Genomic DNA, 18,046 nt, shown 5'->3' with positions numbered 1-18,046 from the left:
CTTTTGTTTTACCCTTTATGAAAAAAATAAGACTTGGCAGGAAGTCTCCATTTGAAGTGGTAGGAACAAACCCGACATGTGACGAGAATGAGAAACAGCAAATACAGGCTTAACTCCCCTTGGACTAGACCAAGTCCAATGAATAAACCGCCCAGTACGGCCCATACTGCGTATATCTCAGCTTTTAGAACGAGCGGCTTGCGACCAGCGAGTAGATCACGGATCATTCCTCCTCCGCTTCCCGTCAAAACAGCTGCCACAATCACAGCACTTAGCGGGAGTTCTTTTTGAACAGCAAATAATGCGCCTTGGATCGCAAAAGCGGCTAAGCCTATTGCATCCGAGAAATTCCCCCACGTACTCCAATGCTTTAACAGCAACTTTGGAAAAAGAAAGACAATCGTAATCGACACAAGGGCAATGGTAAACAACTTGCCTTGTGACCATAAAGCGGATACTGGTAATCCGATTAAGATATTACGAATGGCTCCGCCGCCAAAAGCTGTCACGATGCCTAAGATGTACACGCCTAAAATATCATATTCTTCCTCCATTGCTACAATGGCGCCACTAATAGCAAATGCCATAATGCCAATGATACTTAAAACTTCCCATGCCATTTTTCGCTTATCTCCTTACCACGATCTGTTCATCTAACGCTACTCATATAATGTATATCCGACACAGAAGAAAAGCAACAAAAAAACTCTTTCAATTTTATCTTTTTTAAAAATAAAAATAGCCTGCTTTTTCAAGCAGGCTCGTCCACCTTTAGTCTTGTTTTGCATTTAATAGCAACATACTAATGATGATGAGAATAAATGCAATTAGTGCTAGTAATGGAATGGTGATAAATCCAAACCAATTCAGATAATCAAAAGAACAAGGTATGCCACTTAGGCAAGGCCTGATCGAAGCAAACCCTGGGATCTTTTGTTCCATATAATGATAGATGGAAAAGCAAGCACCAATCACAGCTAAAGGAAGAACATAATATTTCACTTTCACATCCCCGCGGAATGTAGCAATGCCTAGTAAGAGAACAAGCGGATACATGAAAATGCGTTGAAACCAGCACAGGTCGCATGGAATAAACTTTTTCACTTCACTTAAATAGAGGCTGGACATCGTTGCAACAATCGAGACGATCCAGGCGCTGTATAAGTAAACAAGCTTATTCTTCATGAGGTTTTCCCTTTGAGCTCTTGTTCTATTAATCCTTTAATCTCATCATAGTCATAAAAATTTTGAACTTGTTTGTTATTAATGAACACCGTTGGCGTGGAATTCACTTTCAACTCATTCACCATTTGATCGTCTGTGTTGAGCTGTGACTGATACGTTTTCTTTGATAAGTTTTCTTTTAATTTATCAGTATCAATTTTTGTTGTCTTTTTAGCCAATTCTGTCAGTTTAGCAGGTGTGACCCATTCTGCTTCACCTTCTGGCTGTGCAGAAAAAACAGCTTCGTGAAATGCCCAGAAGTTTTTCGGATCTTCTTTCCATACCTCTTCAGAAGCAAGTGCTGCTAACGTCGCTCCTTCTCCATGAACCGGTAGTGGGAAATTGATAAATGAGAAAGACACATCGCCTTTATCAATAAAATCTGCTTTCAGCTTCGGGAAAATGTCCTTTTCAAAAGCCTTACATGATGGACATTTATAATCACCAAATTCAACGATTTGGACAGCTGCATTTTTGTCCCCAATCACAGGCTGTCCTTTTATTGAAGGTTTACTATCAACAGTTTGTACTTCCTCACTGCTATTGTTGTTGCCGATCACAACAAAGAACCCAATGAGAAGTGCTGCAATGATGGTTAATATAACGGCAAATTTAATAGATGAAGATTGATTTTTTTTACTCACAAAAGCACCTACCTTATCTTTTTCATTCCTATATGAAGAAAAAGGATAACAGCTTAGGGAAATGCCATTATCCAACTTCTTCTATTCTATCAAGAGGGGCTCCATTATAAAAGATACGATCTTGAATTTTTCATTACAATTTTACTTCATCACCCGCATCGCATTTAAAACAGCGAGTACAGTCACGCCAACATCAGAAAAAACAGCTTCCCACATGGTCGCGATCCCGAATGCACCGAGTAAGAGAAAGATCCCTTTCACGCCAAGAGCAAAGGCGATATTTTGCCAAACAATCGCTCTAGTTCTTTTCGCCACAGTGATTGCTTCCGCTACCTTTGATGGCTGGTCTGTCATAATGACAACATCTGCCGCTTCGACAGCTGCATCTGAACCAAGACCTCCCATTGCGATACCAATATCTGCGCGTGCCAGTACCGGCGTATCATTGATCCCATCACCGACAAAAAGTAACTTTTCATTTGACGCTTTTTGTTGATCGATTTCCTCTAATTTCGTCACTTTATCCTGTGGCAATAATTCAGTGTGGACTTCATCCATACCAAGTTGCTTAGCAACCGCCGTCCCTACTTGTTTTGTATCACCAGTAAGCATCATCGTTTTTAATCCAGACTGTTTGAGGGCAGTGACAGCCTCTATTGCATCATCCTTCAATTCATCTGCGATGACGATTGATCCTGCAAACTCTCCGTCTATTGCCAGATAGACAACCGTTCCACTTTGATTTTCTTTTTGATAGACAATGCCTTCTCGTTCCATTAAGCGATGATTTCCAGCTAGCACGTGCACACCATCAATGATCGCTTTGATTCCATGACCTGCGATATCCTCGTAAGTGCTAATTTTGGTCTCATCAAGCGGTGAGCCGTAAGCAGCTTTAATCGATTGTGCGATAGGGTGAGACGAGTGCACTTCCGCTAAAGCGGCAAATGACAAGAGCTCTTCCTCCGACCACTTATCAGTCACAGGTTCAATTTTGGTCACCGTAAAGTTTCCTTTTGTTAGCGTACCCGTCTTATCAAATACGGCATAGCGAACAGAATGAAGGGCTTCAAGATAATTACTACCTTTTACTAAAATGCCTCGTTTTGATGCCGCTCCGATTCCTCCAAAGAAACCTAATGGAATTGAGACAACAAGCGCACATGGACAAGAGATCACGAGAAAGACAAGTGCCCGGTACACCCATTCGGATAATTGAGCTGATGGCATGATAAGCGGCGGTACAAAGGCAAGCAATAGTGCCAGTACGACGACAGCTGGTGTATAATATCTCGCAAACTTTGTGATAAAGTTTTCCGTTTGAGCTTTACGACTGCTTGCATTTTCGACCAGATCCAAAATCTTCGTCACAGCCGACTCGCCTAGCCCCTTTTGCACTTCAATCTCAAGAATTCCATGTTGATTCACAAATCCAGCAAGAACTTCTTTCCCTACTTCCACATCTCTTGGTACAGATTCACCAGTTAATGCAGAAGTATCAACGAGTGAATAGCCTTCTAACACAACTCCATCTAAAGGTATTTTTTCGCCTGGTTTGACGATAATACGATCACCGATTTTGACGTCTTCTGGGTTCACTTTTTTTGTTTCATGCCCGACTTTGAGATTCGCATATTCTGGACGAATATTCATTAATTCACTAATAGATCGTCTTGAACGATTAACAGCCTCTCCTTGAAAAAGCTCACCAATTTGATAAAAGAGCATGACAGCCAGAGCCTCTGGGTATTGCTGAATGATAAATGCCCCAACAGTTGCAATGGTCATTAAAAAGTTTTCATCAAACACCTGACCACGCACGATATTTTTCAGCGCTTTAAAGACGACATCGCCACCGACTAATAAATACGCGGCGAAAAATAGGACAAATTCAAGCCAGCCGTCTTGAGGCAGAAAATAGGCAGCCGTTCCAATAACAGCCCCGCCAATTAATTTGATCACAATGGTTTTTAACGATTTTGTTCCATGGTCATGATGATGTCTATCTTTCTTAGGTGATACACTCACATGAGGCTCAATAGATTGAACCGTTTTTTCGATACGCTTTGACATGGTTTCTTGTGCATCTGCATGTGTCACAGTGAGCGTACCTGTCGCAAAATTAATGTAACAAGTCTCAACACCTTCTAACTTACTGACACCTGTCTCAATTTTGCGCGCACAGTTCCCGCAATCAAGACCGCTTAATACGTATTCATCCTTCGTTTTTTTCATGTTCTCACCTTTTTCTATATAAGTAGCTTTCCCTGATTCAATCAAATCAACCAACGGCTTTATATAATATATGAGCACATATTCATATATTGAATTACCCTTATTATATGAAGAGTTCCTACGAATTGTCAATCATTTATCTGTAATTCTTATCGGTATTCCAAAGATGTACTTGTCTCATCAATCAAACATGCTCACGTCCATTGTTTTTCGCATACCATGATACGATCATTTGACCTTAAGTGAAATAAGTTCATCTTTTCTCTTTACAAAAGAAGGGTCTACGCTTAGAATAAAATAAAAGTTTCCCTAAGGAAACAAATTAGCATCAGGTAATCATTTCAACCTTTAGTCAAAATTATTTTATTAACGCATATATTTTTAGGAAACGCAATGTGATTGAAAGGGGTCGCACGACATGTCAAATGCTTTAACAATCGATCGTCTCTATGTCTCATACCATGGACAGGATGCATTGGAAAACGTCTCTCTTTCTATTCAGGAAGGAACGATGACCGGAATCATCGGGCCAAATGGCGCCGGTAAATCTACGCTATTAAAAGCATGTTTGGATTTAATTGATACAGATCAAGGAGATATTCGCTTTTTTGAACAGCCCTTTAAGCAGGTCAGGAAACAAATTGCCTATGTACCACAAAGAAATGACCTAGACTGGACTTTTCCAATTCATGTGCTTGATACCGTTCTACTCGGCACATATCCAAAACTCGGTCTCATCAAACGACCTAAAAAAGAAGACCGTGCCTATGCTTACCACTGCTTAGAAAAAGTCGGCATGCAGGATTTTGCCAAAAGACAGATTGGAGAATTGTCTGGCGGACAGCAACAGCGTGTATTTCTGGCAAGAGCACTAGCTCAAGATGCACAGCTTTTCTGTCTTGATGAACCTTTTGTTGGAATCGATATGGCCAGTGAAGAAACAATGGTTCGCATTTTGAAGGAATTACGAGATGAAGGGAAAACCATTCTTGTCGTACACCACGACTTAAGCAAAGCCGATGATTATTTCAGCCACCTCGTTCTTTTAAATAAAAAACTGATCAAAGCAGGGCCCGTACATGACATCCTTCGGCCTGAGGTCATGTTAGAGGCTTATGAAACGCAGCTTCCATTCTTAAAATCAGTAGGAGGAGATGCGTAATGGAATTCATCACAGGACTCTTCGAATATGCGTTTTTACAAAAGGCATTATTTACGTCAGTGATGGTCGGCATCATTTGTGGTGTCATTGGCTGCTTTATCATTTTACGTGGCATGGCACTTATGGGAGATGCGATATCTCATGCAGTACTTCCCGGTGTGGCCATTTCTTATATGCTAGGCATTAATTTCTTCTTTGGCGCCGTCTTAACGGGTGTGTTAACAGCTCTTGGCATCGGATATGTTAGTCAAAATAGCCGCATAAAGAATGATTCTGCCATCGGAATTGTGTTCACCGCTTTTTTTTCAATCGGAATTATTTTAATTACGTTTTTGAAAAGTTCTAGCGACTTATATCACATCTTATTTGGAAACGTGCTAGCTGTTCGATCATCTGATATGTGGATTACACTTGGAATTGGCATCTTTATTTTGCTGGCAGTCATCGTTTTCTATAAAGAATTGCTGATTAGTTCATTCGATCCGGTGATTTCTTCTGTTTACGGTTTACCAAATCGCATGATCCATTACTTTCTCATGACATTACTCACTTTAGTGACAGTTGCCTCACTGCAAACCGTTGGGATTATTCTCGTAGTTGCAATGCTCATCACACCGGCAGCTACTGCTTATTTACTGACAGATCGGTTATCAATCATGCTTTATTTATCTGCTTTTTTCGGTGCCGTTTCGGCGATCATAGGGCTAGGACTGAGTTTTACGTATAACTTATCGTCAGGTGCTTCCATCGTCTTGGTCGCGACCATTTTGTTCGGCAGTGCCTTTATCCTATCACCGAAGCAAGGCATTTTATGGAGATCAATTAAAACAAAACAAAAACGAACGCAATTAAAGAAAGAAGCGTCTATGTAAAAGGAGGACTGAAATGAAAAAGGTATTTGCAATCCGTTTGATCGCAGTATTTGTCGCTCTTTTAGTCATTGCGGGCTGTTCTACAAATCAAAATAATTCTGGCAAAGATGATGGCAAATTAAAAGTTGTCACCACCTACTCCATTCTTTATGACATCGTGAAGGAAGTAGGCGGCGAGCATGTCTCTATTCACAGCATTGTGCCAATTGGTACAGACCCACATGAATTCGATCCACTGCCAAAGGACGTTCAGTATATGACGGATGCAGACCTTGTACTATTTAATGGGCTCAACCTGGAAACAGGAAATGGCTGGTTTCAAAAGCTACTAGAATCAAGTGGTAAAGACGGGGAAGATGCACCTGTAGCAGAAATGAGCGAAGGCGTCAAAGTGAAGCATTTGTCTTCAAAAGGACTGGAAAGTCAACAAGACCCGCACGCTTGGCTGAATGTCGAGAATGGCATCCTTTATGCACAAAATGCTAGAGACGCCCTTATCAAAGCAGATCCTGACCATAAAGAAGACTACGAAAAAAATGCAGCAGACTACATGAAGAAACTTCAAGCACTTCATGATGATGCAAAAAGCAAATTTGAACAACTACCAAATGACAGGAAGATGCTTGTCACAAGTGAAGGAGCATTCAAGTATTTTGCAGAAGCATATGGATTGAAGACGGGGTATATTTGGGAGATCAATACTGAAAGTGAAGGTACACCCGGTCAAATGAAACGGATCATTCATTTTGTGAGAGATCACCGTGTCCCTGCACTATTTCTTGAAACAAGTGTCGATCAACGCAGTCTCGAAACGCTATCTGAAGAAACAGGCGTACCAATTAAAGGGAAAGTATTTACCGACTCCATTGGGAAAAAAGGCGAAGACGGAGATAGCTATTACAAGATGATGAAGTGGAATATTGACACCATCTATAATGGATTGAAACCATAAACAAAAGACAGGCGAGACATGTGCCTGTCTTTTTTGGTTCTTCTTGATCTCGTGGACATGATGGATAAAATACGAACCGCCTGCATCATTCCCCATCATAAAATGCAATTGACTTCTAATCACACCAAATGTAATATATAAATGACATATGTAAACTATATCTGACATTTAACGGGGTGTGATATGAAAAATCATGTGAAAATCGCTAGGATGACAGCCTCTATCACGCAACAACAATTAGCAAGCAAAGTTGGGGTAACCAGACAAACGATTGGTCTCATTGAAAAGGGCGAATATAACCCCAGTCTCCAGTTGTGTATAGCCATCGCGAAAGAACTTCATAAAACGTTAGACGAATTATTTTGGGAGGTCGACACGTAATGAAATCATGGATATCCTTCATCTTACCAGACGATGAATATAAGAATAAAAAGATATTACATTTTTTATCAGAGGGAGGAATCGTCCTTTTTCTATCCCTTATCGTCATGTTAGTTTGCAATAGGTATTTCACTTTAGACGTAGAAACTGTCTTATTTTTACCTCTTGCTCTCTTCCTTTTTTATGTATCAGGGAGATATATCTTATCAGGGATTGAATATACTGACATTTCGACAACAGGAGAGTACAGAAAAGAATTGAGATCCATAGTCATGAAAACAATTCGCTTTGTTGTGATTTTTATGATCCTTATCACACTTTATTCGCTTTTCACCAATGTCCCCCCTATTCTCAACAGATGGTTCGACATATTAGGTGTAACGATATGTTTGAGTGTCGTGAGTTTTTTATTTCAATTCATCTCTTTAAAGAGTTCCTATAAGAAAAACAAAGAACTATTATAATCTCATTTGGAAGAGGGGCCCTCTTTTAACATGACATAGCTCATACGAATGAGGTGAAAAGAAGAGATGTTGTTGCTGGATCATACCGATCTATCGCTGGAGACTGAGAGACGTTATGTAGTTGCATCTGCAATCCATCACACAAAAAAGACGTGCCTCCTCAATAGGAGTACACGTCTTTTTTAATCTTCCGTACACATTCGCTTTGCCTCGTAATACAGAACTTGTACAAACTTCTTCACATTGATTCGGGTGTGTTCTTCTCTTCCACTTGTCTCTTTTGTCAATTCACTCATTTTCTTACGCACAATGGTAAAATCGAAAAACTTGGACGCATAGTTTTCGAAGGTAGGATGAGAAAAATCGGTCAACCCGAGCGATGCGATATGTTTCAATGATTGGTTGATCGCACGCCTTACACGCTGTTCAGCTGCTTTCGCCTCTCTTGCAATATCTGCTGATGTATAAGATGCATTCAATTTTTCCTGCGTGATCCCTGTGAAAATGATCTTGAGAGAAGGAAAAGAATCATGCTGATCAATATGTAAAGCTAAGTACTGATCGGTAAAGAGAATCATCTCTAGTAAATCCTTAGATCCCTTCTCTCCGACAATACCAAGCTCCGCAAGCAGGAACTGTCCTGACTCAGCAAGACTTTTTCCACGATGCTTCGCCTTTGTATTGCCACGCTGCTGGAACTGCATCACAGACTTGAGTGAATGTTGAATATTTTCAATGGAATGCTCTAAATGAAGACGCTCGATCATGAGATGGAGCACACTTAAGATTTCTAATCGATTGATCGGTTTTGTTACATAGTACTCAACACCAAATGCATATGCCTGTCCAATCAATTCCTTTGTTTCAACCTGTGATAGCATTAAATATTTCCCGCGGAATTCATCTTTGATGGCTCGAATCGTTTCGAGTCCGTCTCTTTCCGGCATGAGAAGATCTATACATAATATATCGATTTGAAGATCGTTTAAGTAGCTGGCTGTTAACTCTGCGCCGTCCTCTGCTTCTCCAGCCACAATGCCGAGCTCTTCATCTTCAATGAGCTGCGCCAGCGTTGATCGAATGGCTTCATCATCATCGACAATAAAAAATCTCATTTCCCAATCCCCTCTCTTCTACTTACTTGATCAACTGGTATGGTCAACGTAAATATGGTTTGCACATTCGGGATACTCTTCATCTGAATGCTCCCACCTAGTTTCTCCGCTGTATCCTTCACATAAGAAAGACCGATGCCACTCGATGGATTCCCAGCTTGATCATACTTTAAAGTGAAGCCAGGTTTAAAAATGACATGATGATTGCGTTCTTTGATGCCAGGTCCATTGTCACTGATTGTAAATATGACATCTTTTCCTTTTCGCGTGATAGATAATGACACCTCTCCATCGAACGAAATGGCTTCAACAGCATTTGATACAATGTTATTTAACAAAGACAAAATCGTATACACATGGTACGAGGGATGTTGTCCTTTTTCATCATAATGAAAAACGATGTTCTTTTTAAGAGATTCTGCATAATTTTCATGAATACGAATGACCAAGCCTACGATATGAGATGGACTTGAATATTCTTGGAAATTCTCCTCATGAATCAGCTTCGATAACGCAGAAAAAATCCGCTGATTGTCTTTTTTAATTTCATGCACTTCTCCTGCGATCTGAAGCGCCGTTTTTCCGAGTTTTTTTAAATCTAATGACTCCGCATCTTTTGCATGATGAAGGGACTGATACAGTTGATAAGATGTGGCTGTAATATGCTCTGCATGTTCAAGCGTTTTATGAAAGTATGTAGATTCTGTATAAAGGTTTGAGAGCAACATGAGCAGATGTTCCTTTTCTTTTATCATTTGGCGCTCTCTCGCCTGCTCTTCATATAATCGAACCATCGTATAACAAGCCAACACAAAAAATGTGCGGAATATCGCTAGTACAAATAGTTGAAATAACGTACGCACTGTTAAGATTTCCTCAATTGTCACGCGAAGCGCAATCATTTCAACAACACTTGCACATAATTCCATGGCGATGCCTGTCGCCCCAATCAGCAGTGGGGCCGTGCGATAGCGGCGTACCTGTAATAAGTAAAACAGCAAACCATATGTCACATAATATAATAAGGCAGGAAATCTTAATGTAATCGCCTCATCCAGTGGTAAATGACCTGACACCACTGTATCTAGCAATACACGAAAAGCAAAAACAGAAACCCCCGCAATAAGACCGCTTGCCCACGCTGGGAATCTCTTCATTTGAAGGAGGATAAAGAAGAAGATAACCGTTCCGAAGCTGACCCGAAAACTGTCTTCAAACGGATAAAATTTCAGTTCTCCACCAATCGGTGTCAGTACAATCAGCATGATGATTAAAAAAGGTTCTGTATTCAGCCATTTTTTCAGTAGATTCAAACGCAGTCACATCCCTAATAATTGACGATAGTATACTATGTGAGCTTGAGAAAGACAAACTGTTCATAAAAAAACGCACACCGGTCATTTGTCGGTGTGCGCTAACATGATGCAGCTTAATCTTCTAAACGATCCTTTTCTAATAATGACGCACCAGCAATACCTGGTTTTGTCATTTCAAAAGGATTTAAGATGACATCAAGCTCTTCCTCTGTTAAAACATCATTTTGCAGACAAAGCTCACGTACAGATGCACCTGTAAGGATCGCTTCTCTCGCAATTCGTGCAGCAGCTTCATAACCGATATGCGGATTGACCGCTGTCATGACACCAGCACTTTTTTCTACATATTCTTTTAATCTTTCTTCATCTGCTTTAAGATCGCGTAAGCAATTGTCAACGAAGGATTCAAATACATTTTTCATGATGCTAAGAGATTGCAGCAAGTTGAAAACAAGTACTGGTTCCATTACGTTTAACTCAAGCTGACCAGCCTCTGAAGCAAGACAGATTGTGTGGTCGTTCCCAATGACTTGGAAAGCCACTTGGTTCATGACCTCTGGCATCACTGGGTTGACTTTTCCTGGCATAATCGACGATCCTGGCTGTCTTGGCGGCAAGTGTAGCTCGCCAAAGCCAGCTCTTGGGCCAGAAGCCATCAAACGAATATCATTTGCCATTTTCGACATATTCATCATACATACTTTTAAGGCAGCTGATACTTCTGTATAAGCATCCGTATTTTGTGTCGCATCCACTAAGTCTTCAGCTCCAACTAACGGTAAGCCACTAATCTCAGCCAGATATCCAACGACTTGACGAATATATTTCGGGTCTGCGTTCAGTCCAGTTCCAACGGCTGTTGCCCCCATATTCACTTCATATAAATGCTGCTTGGTCTGCTTAATGCGTTTGATGTCACGAGAAAGTACTTTTGCATATGCACTAAATTCCTGACCGAGTCGGATTGGAACAGCATCCTGAAGGTGCGTACGTCCCATTTTAATAATATGATCAAATTCCTGTGCTTTTTCCGTCATGACTTGATGCATATTTTCCATCGTATCAAGTAGCTTTTCAATCATATTTAATGTAGAAATATGAATCACTGTAGGGAACACGTCGTTTGTAGACTGCGACATGTTCACATGCGTGTTCGGACTTAGCTCAGTATAAGCGCCCTTTTCTTTTCCTAGTAGTTCAAGCGCTCTGTTGGCAATGACCTCATTGGCATTCATATTGATTGAAGTACCAGCTCCGCCTTGAATTGGATCGACAATAAATTGGCTGTTCCATTTTCCTTCAATGACCTCATCTGCGGCTTGGACAATTTTTTCTCCAAGACCAGAATATAGTCGCTGTGTATCCATATTTGCAAGGGCTGCTGCCTTTTTGACAATCCCTACTGCTTTGATGAGTTCCTCATGAATACGGTAGCCTGTAATGGGGAAGTTTTCCACTGCACGTAATGTTTGAATACCATAGTATGCATGAATGTCTACTTCCTTTTCACCTAGAAAGTCACGTTCAATTCGAACTTGCTTGTCCTGTAGCTTCGTCATTTGAAAAGATCTCCTTTTTTACGCTGCTTTTGTTTGTTGTTTTAATTCCGCAATATACTTCTTCGATTTCTCTTGATCAAATACTTTTTCCCACTTAGACATGACAATCGCTGCAAGTGAGTTACCAAATACGTTAACTGTTGTACGAACCATGTCAAGAATACGGTCGATTCCAACGATGAAGGCAAGTCCTTCAAGTGGAAGTCCCATTGCACCAAGTGTCGTGATAACGACAACGATTGATGCTCCAGGTACACCAGCCATTCCTTTTGATGTCAGCATTAAGATTAATAGTAACGTAATTTGCTCATAGATCGATAGTGGCACACCATACATTTGGGCAACAAAGATTGCTGCAATCGATTGATAAATTGCACTTCCATCTAGGTTAAAGGTATAACCTGTTGGAATAACGAACGAAGTGATGGCTTTCGGGCATCCGAATTTCTCCATTTTGTCCATTAATCTAGGAAGTACAGCTTCTGAACTTGCTGTTGAGAATGCTAGAATGATTTCTTCTTTCAATATTCTAAATAACATAAAGACACTTGTTCCAGCCATTTTCGCAATGATACCGAGTACGATAAATACGAAGAATGCCATTGTTCCATAAACGACAAGAACGAGTTTACCTAGTGGGAGCAGTGCCCCGACCCCGAATTTGATCACCGTCACGCTGATGAGGGCGAATACGCCAAATGGAGCAAACTTCATCACTTTATTCGTGACCCAGAACATGGCTTCGAGTACGCCTTCAAAGAACCCTAACACTGGTTTTCCTTTTTCTCCTACTGCGGCAATTCCTAATCCGAATAAGACTGTAAAGAAGATGGTTGGTAATAGATCACCTTCTGCGATTGATTGGAATACGTTTGTCGGCACAAGGTGCACAAGTGTTTCAGAGAGGGACGCTTTATCTGCTGAAGCCTCAGATGTCTCTGCGTAACTAGAGATATCTCCTTTTTCCATGTTGCTCATGTCAATGCCAGTACCAGGATGGAAGATATTCGCTGCAAGTAACCCGACGGCTAATGCAATCGTCGTAACAATCTCGAAGTAAAGGATGGTTTTCCCGCCCAGTCTCCCGATTGTTTTCATATCCCCAACACCTGCAACTGCAACAATCAATGCCGCAATGACAATTGGAAGAACAATCATTTTAATTAAATGGATGAATATATCGCCAATCGGCGTTAATACATTAATAACGGTTTCATTTTGATAAAACATTGCTCCTACGGCAACACCCAGAACAAGTGCAATGAGTATTTGAGAAGCCAACCCTAACTTTTTCATACGTGAACCCCCTTTTTTTGATAACGCTTTCTTTATTTCTTAATCGCATCTTAACGACAAACCTACATAAAACGACAAAAAGGAACAAAAACAAATGAATTTTTTATGAAAAATCTTTAAAAAAGTCGATTTCTCCACAAAATTGTTAAAAAAAGACTTCACTTTTGGCGAAGTCTTCGTGTTCCATTTGTTCAGTTTTTTTCATGTGCCATAGAATGTATCATAAATGGTATAACCGATTAGTACGAACGTAACATAAATCAGCGCACTCAATGTCCATATCCATTTCCTATTTAACTTCATTCTACCGCTCCCTCTCTTACAGGGTTCAGACGCTGTAGTCTTAGCGCATTTAGCACAACCGAAACAGAGCTAAACGCCATTGCCGCTCCTGCTAACCATGGCGCAAGGAGTCCAATTGCAGCCACCGGTATTCCAATACAGTTGTAAGCCAGCGCCCAAAATAAATTTTGTTTAATGTTTCTCATCGTTTTTTGACTGTATACAAGCGCATCTGCAATCGCATGCAGGTCTCCTGTCATCAGCGTTATATCTGCCGCTTCCATGGCAACGTCTGTACCTGTTCCAATTGCCATCCCTATATTCGCTGTCGCAAGAGCAGGCGCATCATTGATGCCATCTCCGACCATAGCGACTTTCTTCCCTTGTTTTTGAAGTGCCGCAATGTGAGCTGCCTTTTCCTCTGGCAAGACTTCAGCAATGATATGATCAATACCCGCCTCGCTCGCAATGGCTTCTGCGGTACGCTGATTATCCCCTGTCATCATCACAACGTGAATTCCTTGCTTTTTCAGCCGCGCAATGGCTTGTGGCGAAGATGGTTTTATCGTATCAGCTACTGCCACGATCCCCGCTAACTCACCGTCAATTCCGATTAACATGGCCGTCTTCCCTTGCTCCTCAAGCGCAGTCACCGATGCTTCTATATGATGTGATGACATGTGGTGTTTGTTTAATAGCTTTCGCGTGCCAATGAACAGCTGATGCCCTGCTACCTTTGCTTCAATTCCATGACCTGGTTCTGCTTGAAATGCTTCTACCTGAAGTGCTTCAAGATCTTTTTCCTTCATTCTTTCAGTAATGGCTTGGGCAAGTGGATGTTCTGACTGCTGTTCTGCCGATCCCACTAGCTGAAGCAACGTATCCTCTGTCCAATTGGCATATGCGATCACATCTGTGACACTCGGTTCACCTTTTGTCACAGTCCCTGTCTTATCTAATACTACTGTGTCCAGAGATTGCGTCACCTCTAAATGCTCTCCGCCTTTAAATAGGATGCCTGCCTCAGCCGCGCGACCGCTACCAGCCATAATAGAAGTTGGTGTAGCAAGACCGAGCGCGCAAGGACAAGCAATGACAATGACTGCGATAAACGTTTCAAGGGCTGACGTCACATTGCCCGGGTGAACAAAGACAAACCAGATGAAAAAGGTCAACACAGCAATCCCTACAACGATGGGAACAAATATACCAGAAATTCGATCTGCCATTCGTTGAATTGGCGCTTTTGAACCTTGTGCCTGTTCCACCACCCGGATAATTTGTGAAAGAGCGCTCTCTTTGCCCACTTTCGTTGCTCTTACTTTGATAAAACCATTTTTATTCATCGTTGCCCCAATAACCGTGTCCCCTGCCTTTTTATCAACGGGCAGGCTTTCTCCTGTGATCATTGACTCATCTATTGATGTTGTTCCTTCAATCATGGTACCATCTACGGGTATTTTTTCTCCTGGCTTTACAAAAACTACATCATTCACTTTCACATCAGCAATCGGAACCGTCATCTGATTCCCGTCTCTTTCAATAACGGCTTCTTTCGCTTGTAACCCCATGAGCTTTTGAATTGCTTCTGAGGATCTCCCTTTCGCTTTTGCTTCCATTAATTTACCGAGCACAATTAACGTAATCAGCACAGCACTTGTTTCATAATAGAGGGCCGTCTCATGTGTGCCTTCAATTGCTGATAGAATACTTTGATAGAAACTATAGAAAAAGGCGGCAGATGTCCCAAGTGCCACAAGGACATCCATATTGGCACTTTTATTTTTTAAAGCTTTGTAGGCACCGACATAAAAAGGCCAACCAATCACGAACTGAACTGGCGCAGCTAATGCAAATTGGACCCATGGATTCATGAATGCTTCAGGCAGCCATATAAAAGATGTGAATGAAAAGTGACTGACCATTGCCCACAGAAGAGGCAGTGATAAGATCATAGAGAACAAAAAGCGTGCCTTCTGCTTCTCAATCGCTGCTTGACGGTGGTCTTTCTTTCCGGCTTCATCCTGATCTTCAGCCGATTCTATTAGTGAATAGCCAATCGATTGTACAGCATCTTTTATATCGCTCGGGGAAGTTTGCCCCGGATGATAAGTAACCTGAAGTTTCTCAAGTGCGTAGTTTACAGACCCGTGATCAATCCCATCCATTCGATTGATCTTTTTCTCAATCCGGTTCGCACAAGCAGCGCAGGTCATTCCCTCAATATCAAATTCTGCTTCTTGCATCACGACATCATAACCAAGCGATTGAATCTTCTGCTTCAAATCATCAGGTGAAATACGTTCTGTTTCATATATGATATGAGATGTTTCAAGGGCCAAATTCACATTGGCATCATCTACTCCATCCAATTTGGACAAACCCTTTTCAATACGCCCTGCACAAGCCGCACAGGTCATTCCAGTAATATGAAAATCAATTTCTTTTTTCATCATCTCACCTCTTCATATACCCAATGGGGGTATAATCCTTTAAAAAAAAGACGCGCTGACACCGCAGCACGCACTCATTTATACAACATCATATCCCTGTTCTTCAATGACATCAGAAATACGATGTAACGTGATTTGGTCTGAATCGAATGAAACATCAACCTGTCCTTTGTCTAGATGGACTTTCACAGATTCAACACCTGCTAATTCTCCTACATTTCCTTCGACGGCTTTTACGCAATGTCCGCAAGACATGCCCTTTACTTGAAGTGTTGCTTGTTTCACTATTCAACGCCTCCATTCTTTAAATGACAATTTTACTATACCCTAGTAGGGTATGTTTGTAAACATGAAAAGTTTTCAGTTTTATGATTTGCTAAGCTTTGTAAACACATTCATTAACTCTTCAATCGCTTCATCCCCATTACCGCTCTTAATGGCATCTGCCACACAGTGATGTGTATGCTTTTCCATTAATTGAAGACTCACTTTTTTTAAAGCCGCATTCACAGCAGAGATTTGATTGACGACATCTATACAATAACGATCAGATTCAATCATTTGTTGAATCCCTCGCACTTGACCCTCAACGCGTTTCAAACGATTGATTAATTGATCTTTTTCCTTCTGAGCCCTAGGCGAAGCCATATGTTTTTCTGCATGCTCTGTCATGTAATCACCTTTTTCTATATGACTGTTCTTCATCCCAATTAAAGCATACCTCTACCTGAAAAGGCAAAGATATGCCGATTGTACACAAACTGCGTATCCTAGTTTGTTAATTGCTGAATATCATTCAGAAGACCAACAGACTGCTGTAACTGTTGAATCAATCCTTGTTGATCCTCCAACATCGTTGCAAGATCAACATTGTCTGTTTTTAGTTTCTCTAAATAGCTTTGAATTTCCTCTGACAGCATCTGATTCTTTTCAACGATTTGTCCATGCAAATCTTCAGCTATCTGTGGTGCTGTGAGCTCATTAAAAGATTGAATTTCCGCCTTTAATGATTCTAGCTGCTTTGTCAGGTCTGTCTTTTTGGCAACATCTTGTACAGCCTCCTCAGCAAGCTTTGGAAACTCTTCCGTAAATTGTTGAATCTCAGCAATATAATCATTTGCTTCTGTCACATACGTCGTCGTATCGTTCACTTGCTCAAGTACATCAGAACACCCACCTAACACTAACGTGCCAGAAAACAAGAAAGCCATCACATACTTTTTCAAGCTTCATCACCCTTTCATCTATGATGGATATCAATCATTTACTCGCTTTCCCCTATCCACTTCGCCCGAAAAATCCAAAAAAAGCCAGACCTTTGCCTCACGAATGATAGACAAAGGTCTGGCTAACATGTTCATGCCGGAAGGGCCGAGAAACACTGAATGTCTCTGTAATGACGACCAAACCGTAAAAGCTACTCCCCTTTAGGAAACCGTTTAAATGTTATGTTTATCATATCGGAAGTAGGGGTGACAGTCAAACGGGAATCCTGAATCATTTGCGTTGGTCTAATAACGATTGAGGAAGTTGTTTAGACACTGAATATGCAAATGATTGCTCGGGATTTCCCATCAGCAATCTACACACAATAAAATACTACTTTTCTCCCTTTCTTAAAAAAAGTCACGACACATGATACTTTTTTCAGTACAATGATGACAACTTCAAAAAGGAAGGGACATACAACATTACAGTTGTCGTTAGCCTTTTATCAATAGAGGGAGGTAAGTAAAATGACCTTCATCATCATCATGGCAGGTTTATTTATACTTATTCTGTTAGACAAACCATTTCAAAAAAGAAAGTTAGGTTTGTTATTTTTATTGTGTTATTTATTACTAATTTCACTGTATATCATTAATACAACATTTATAAAACTTATTTCAAATCACCTGTTACTCATCATAGCGATTATTCTTGTTTTTCCTTTGTTTATTCGATTTTTAAAATCTTCTCAAAAAACGTAACAAGACATGACTTGTAAAATAAAAAAGATGACGGTGATCGTCATCTTCAGATTGTAGAGAAACTCATGTTTTTCTACAATCTTTTTTATTTTAAAGGTATATATGTTGAATGAAATGTATC

At 40.7% G+C, this 18,046-nt stretch carries 16 protein-coding genes; 4 read left to right on the top strand and 12 right to left on the bottom strand.

Features of this window, described 5'->3' with window-relative positions; genetic code table 11:
* Positions 1–8 precede the first annotated feature (8 nt).
* The 4 genes from AB1K80_RS11560 to AB1K80_RS11545 all read right to left on the bottom strand — a co-directional run bounded on the left by AB1K80_RS11560 (position 9) and on the right by AB1K80_RS11545 (position 4,103).
* A complete protein-coding gene (locus AB1K80_RS11560; RefSeq protein ID WP_412856770.1) occupies positions 9–620 on the bottom strand; it encodes a trimeric intracellular cation channel family protein in 612 nt (203 codons plus the stop codon).
* Between the two features lie 151 nt (positions 621–771).
* Positions 772–1,185 (bottom strand): disulfide oxidoreductase, encoded by a 414-nt coding sequence (locus AB1K80_RS11555; protein ID WP_412856769.1) that lies wholly within the window; start codon positions 1,183–1,185, stop codon positions 772–774.
* Positions 1,182–1,868: a DsbA family protein gene (locus tag AB1K80_RS11550; RefSeq protein WP_412856768.1), complete on the bottom strand. Its 687-nt coding sequence runs from the start codon at positions 1,866–1,868 to the stop codon at positions 1,182–1,184. Before AB1K80_RS11550 ends, AB1K80_RS11555 begins: the two co-directional genes overlap by 4 nt.
* A 141-nt stretch (positions 1,869–2,009) precedes the next feature.
* The gene (locus AB1K80_RS11545; protein ID WP_412856767.1) at positions 2,010–4,103 is read right to left on the bottom strand and encodes a heavy metal translocating P-type ATPase; all 2,094 of its coding nucleotides are present in this window, start codon (positions 4,101–4,103) and stop codon (positions 2,010–2,012) included.
* A gap of 418 nt (positions 4,104–4,521) precedes the next feature.
* On the opposite strand from AB1K80_RS11545, the gene AB1K80_RS11540 reads away from it, so the two are divergent.
* The 4 genes from AB1K80_RS11540 (at position 4,522) to AB1K80_RS11525 (ending at position 7,470) form a co-directional block, all read left to right on the top strand.
* A complete protein-coding gene (locus AB1K80_RS11540) occupies positions 4,522–5,265 on the top strand; it encodes a metal ABC transporter ATP-binding protein (RefSeq protein WP_412856766.1) in 744 nt (247 codons plus the stop codon).
* Positions 5,265–6,137 carry a metal ABC transporter permease gene (locus tag AB1K80_RS11535; protein WP_412856765.1) on the top strand — a complete coding sequence of 291 codons (873 nt, stop codon included), beginning with the start codon at positions 5,265–5,267 and terminating at the stop codon, positions 6,135–6,137. The genes AB1K80_RS11540 and AB1K80_RS11535 overlap by 1 nt, the downstream gene beginning before the upstream one ends.
* A 13-nt stretch (positions 6,138–6,150) precedes the next feature.
* Positions 6,151–7,089, top strand: a complete 939-nt coding sequence (locus AB1K80_RS11530) for a metal ABC transporter solute-binding protein, Zn/Mn family (protein ID WP_412856764.1) — start codon at positions 6,151–6,153, stop codon at positions 7,087–7,089.
* 183 nt (positions 7,090–7,272) lie between these two features.
* A complete protein-coding gene (locus tag AB1K80_RS11525) occupies positions 7,273–7,470 on the top strand; it encodes a helix-turn-helix transcriptional regulator (protein ID WP_412856763.1) in 198 nt (65 codons plus the stop codon).
* A gap of 646 nt (positions 7,471–8,116) precedes the next feature.
* On the opposite strand, the gene AB1K80_RS11520 is transcribed toward AB1K80_RS11525, so the two are convergent.
* From AB1K80_RS11520 to AB1K80_RS11485, 8 genes are all read right to left on the bottom strand, one after another.
* Positions 8,117–9,049 (bottom strand): response regulator, encoded by a 933-nt coding sequence (locus tag AB1K80_RS11520; protein WP_412856762.1) that lies wholly within the window; start codon positions 9,047–9,049, stop codon positions 8,117–8,119.
* Positions 9,046–10,362: a sensor histidine kinase gene (locus AB1K80_RS11515; RefSeq protein ID WP_412856761.1), complete on the bottom strand. Its 1,317-nt coding sequence runs from the start codon at positions 10,360–10,362 to the stop codon at positions 9,046–9,048. Before AB1K80_RS11515 ends, AB1K80_RS11520 begins: the two co-directional genes overlap by 4 nt.
* Positions 10,363–10,478: 116 nt before the next feature.
* Positions 10,479–11,924: an aspartate ammonia-lyase gene (gene aspA / locus AB1K80_RS11510; protein WP_412856760.1), complete on the bottom strand. Its 1,446-nt coding sequence runs from the start codon at positions 11,922–11,924 to the stop codon at positions 10,479–10,481.
* Between the two features lie 18 nt (positions 11,925–11,942).
* Entirely contained in the window at positions 11,943–13,220 is a 1,278-nt protein-coding gene (locus AB1K80_RS11505) for a cation:dicarboxylate symporter family transporter (protein WP_412856759.1), read from the bottom strand.
* Positions 13,221–13,519: 299 nt separating this feature from the next.
* On the bottom strand, positions 13,520–15,955 hold the full coding sequence (locus AB1K80_RS11500) for a heavy metal translocating P-type ATPase (RefSeq protein ID WP_412856758.1): 2,436 nt from the start codon (positions 15,953–15,955) through the stop codon (positions 13,520–13,522).
* A gap of 78 nt (positions 15,956–16,033) precedes the next feature.
* Positions 16,034–16,240 carry a copper chaperone CopZ gene (gene copZ / locus AB1K80_RS11495; protein WP_412856757.1) on the bottom strand — a complete coding sequence of 69 codons (207 nt, stop codon included), beginning with the start codon at positions 16,238–16,240 and terminating at the stop codon, positions 16,034–16,036.
* 81 nt (positions 16,241–16,321) lie between these two features.
* Positions 16,322–16,627: a metal-sensing transcriptional repressor gene (locus AB1K80_RS11490; RefSeq protein WP_412856756.1), complete on the bottom strand. Its 306-nt coding sequence runs from the start codon at positions 16,625–16,627 to the stop codon at positions 16,322–16,324.
* Between the two features lie 98 nt (positions 16,628–16,725).
* A complete protein-coding gene (locus tag AB1K80_RS11485) occupies positions 16,726–17,181 on the bottom strand; it encodes a DUF6376 family protein (RefSeq protein WP_412856755.1) in 456 nt (151 codons plus the stop codon).
* Positions 17,182–18,046: the final 865 nt, after the last annotated feature.

The organism is Bacillus sp. 179-C3.3 HS (genome assembly GCF_047229225.1).
In the GTDB taxonomy this organism is placed as follows: domain Bacteria; phylum Bacillota; class Bacilli; order Bacillales; family Bacillaceae; genus Bacillus.
The sequence above is the reverse complement of the archived record's forward strand: the minus strand, read 5'-3'. Positions and strand labels throughout refer to the sequence as shown.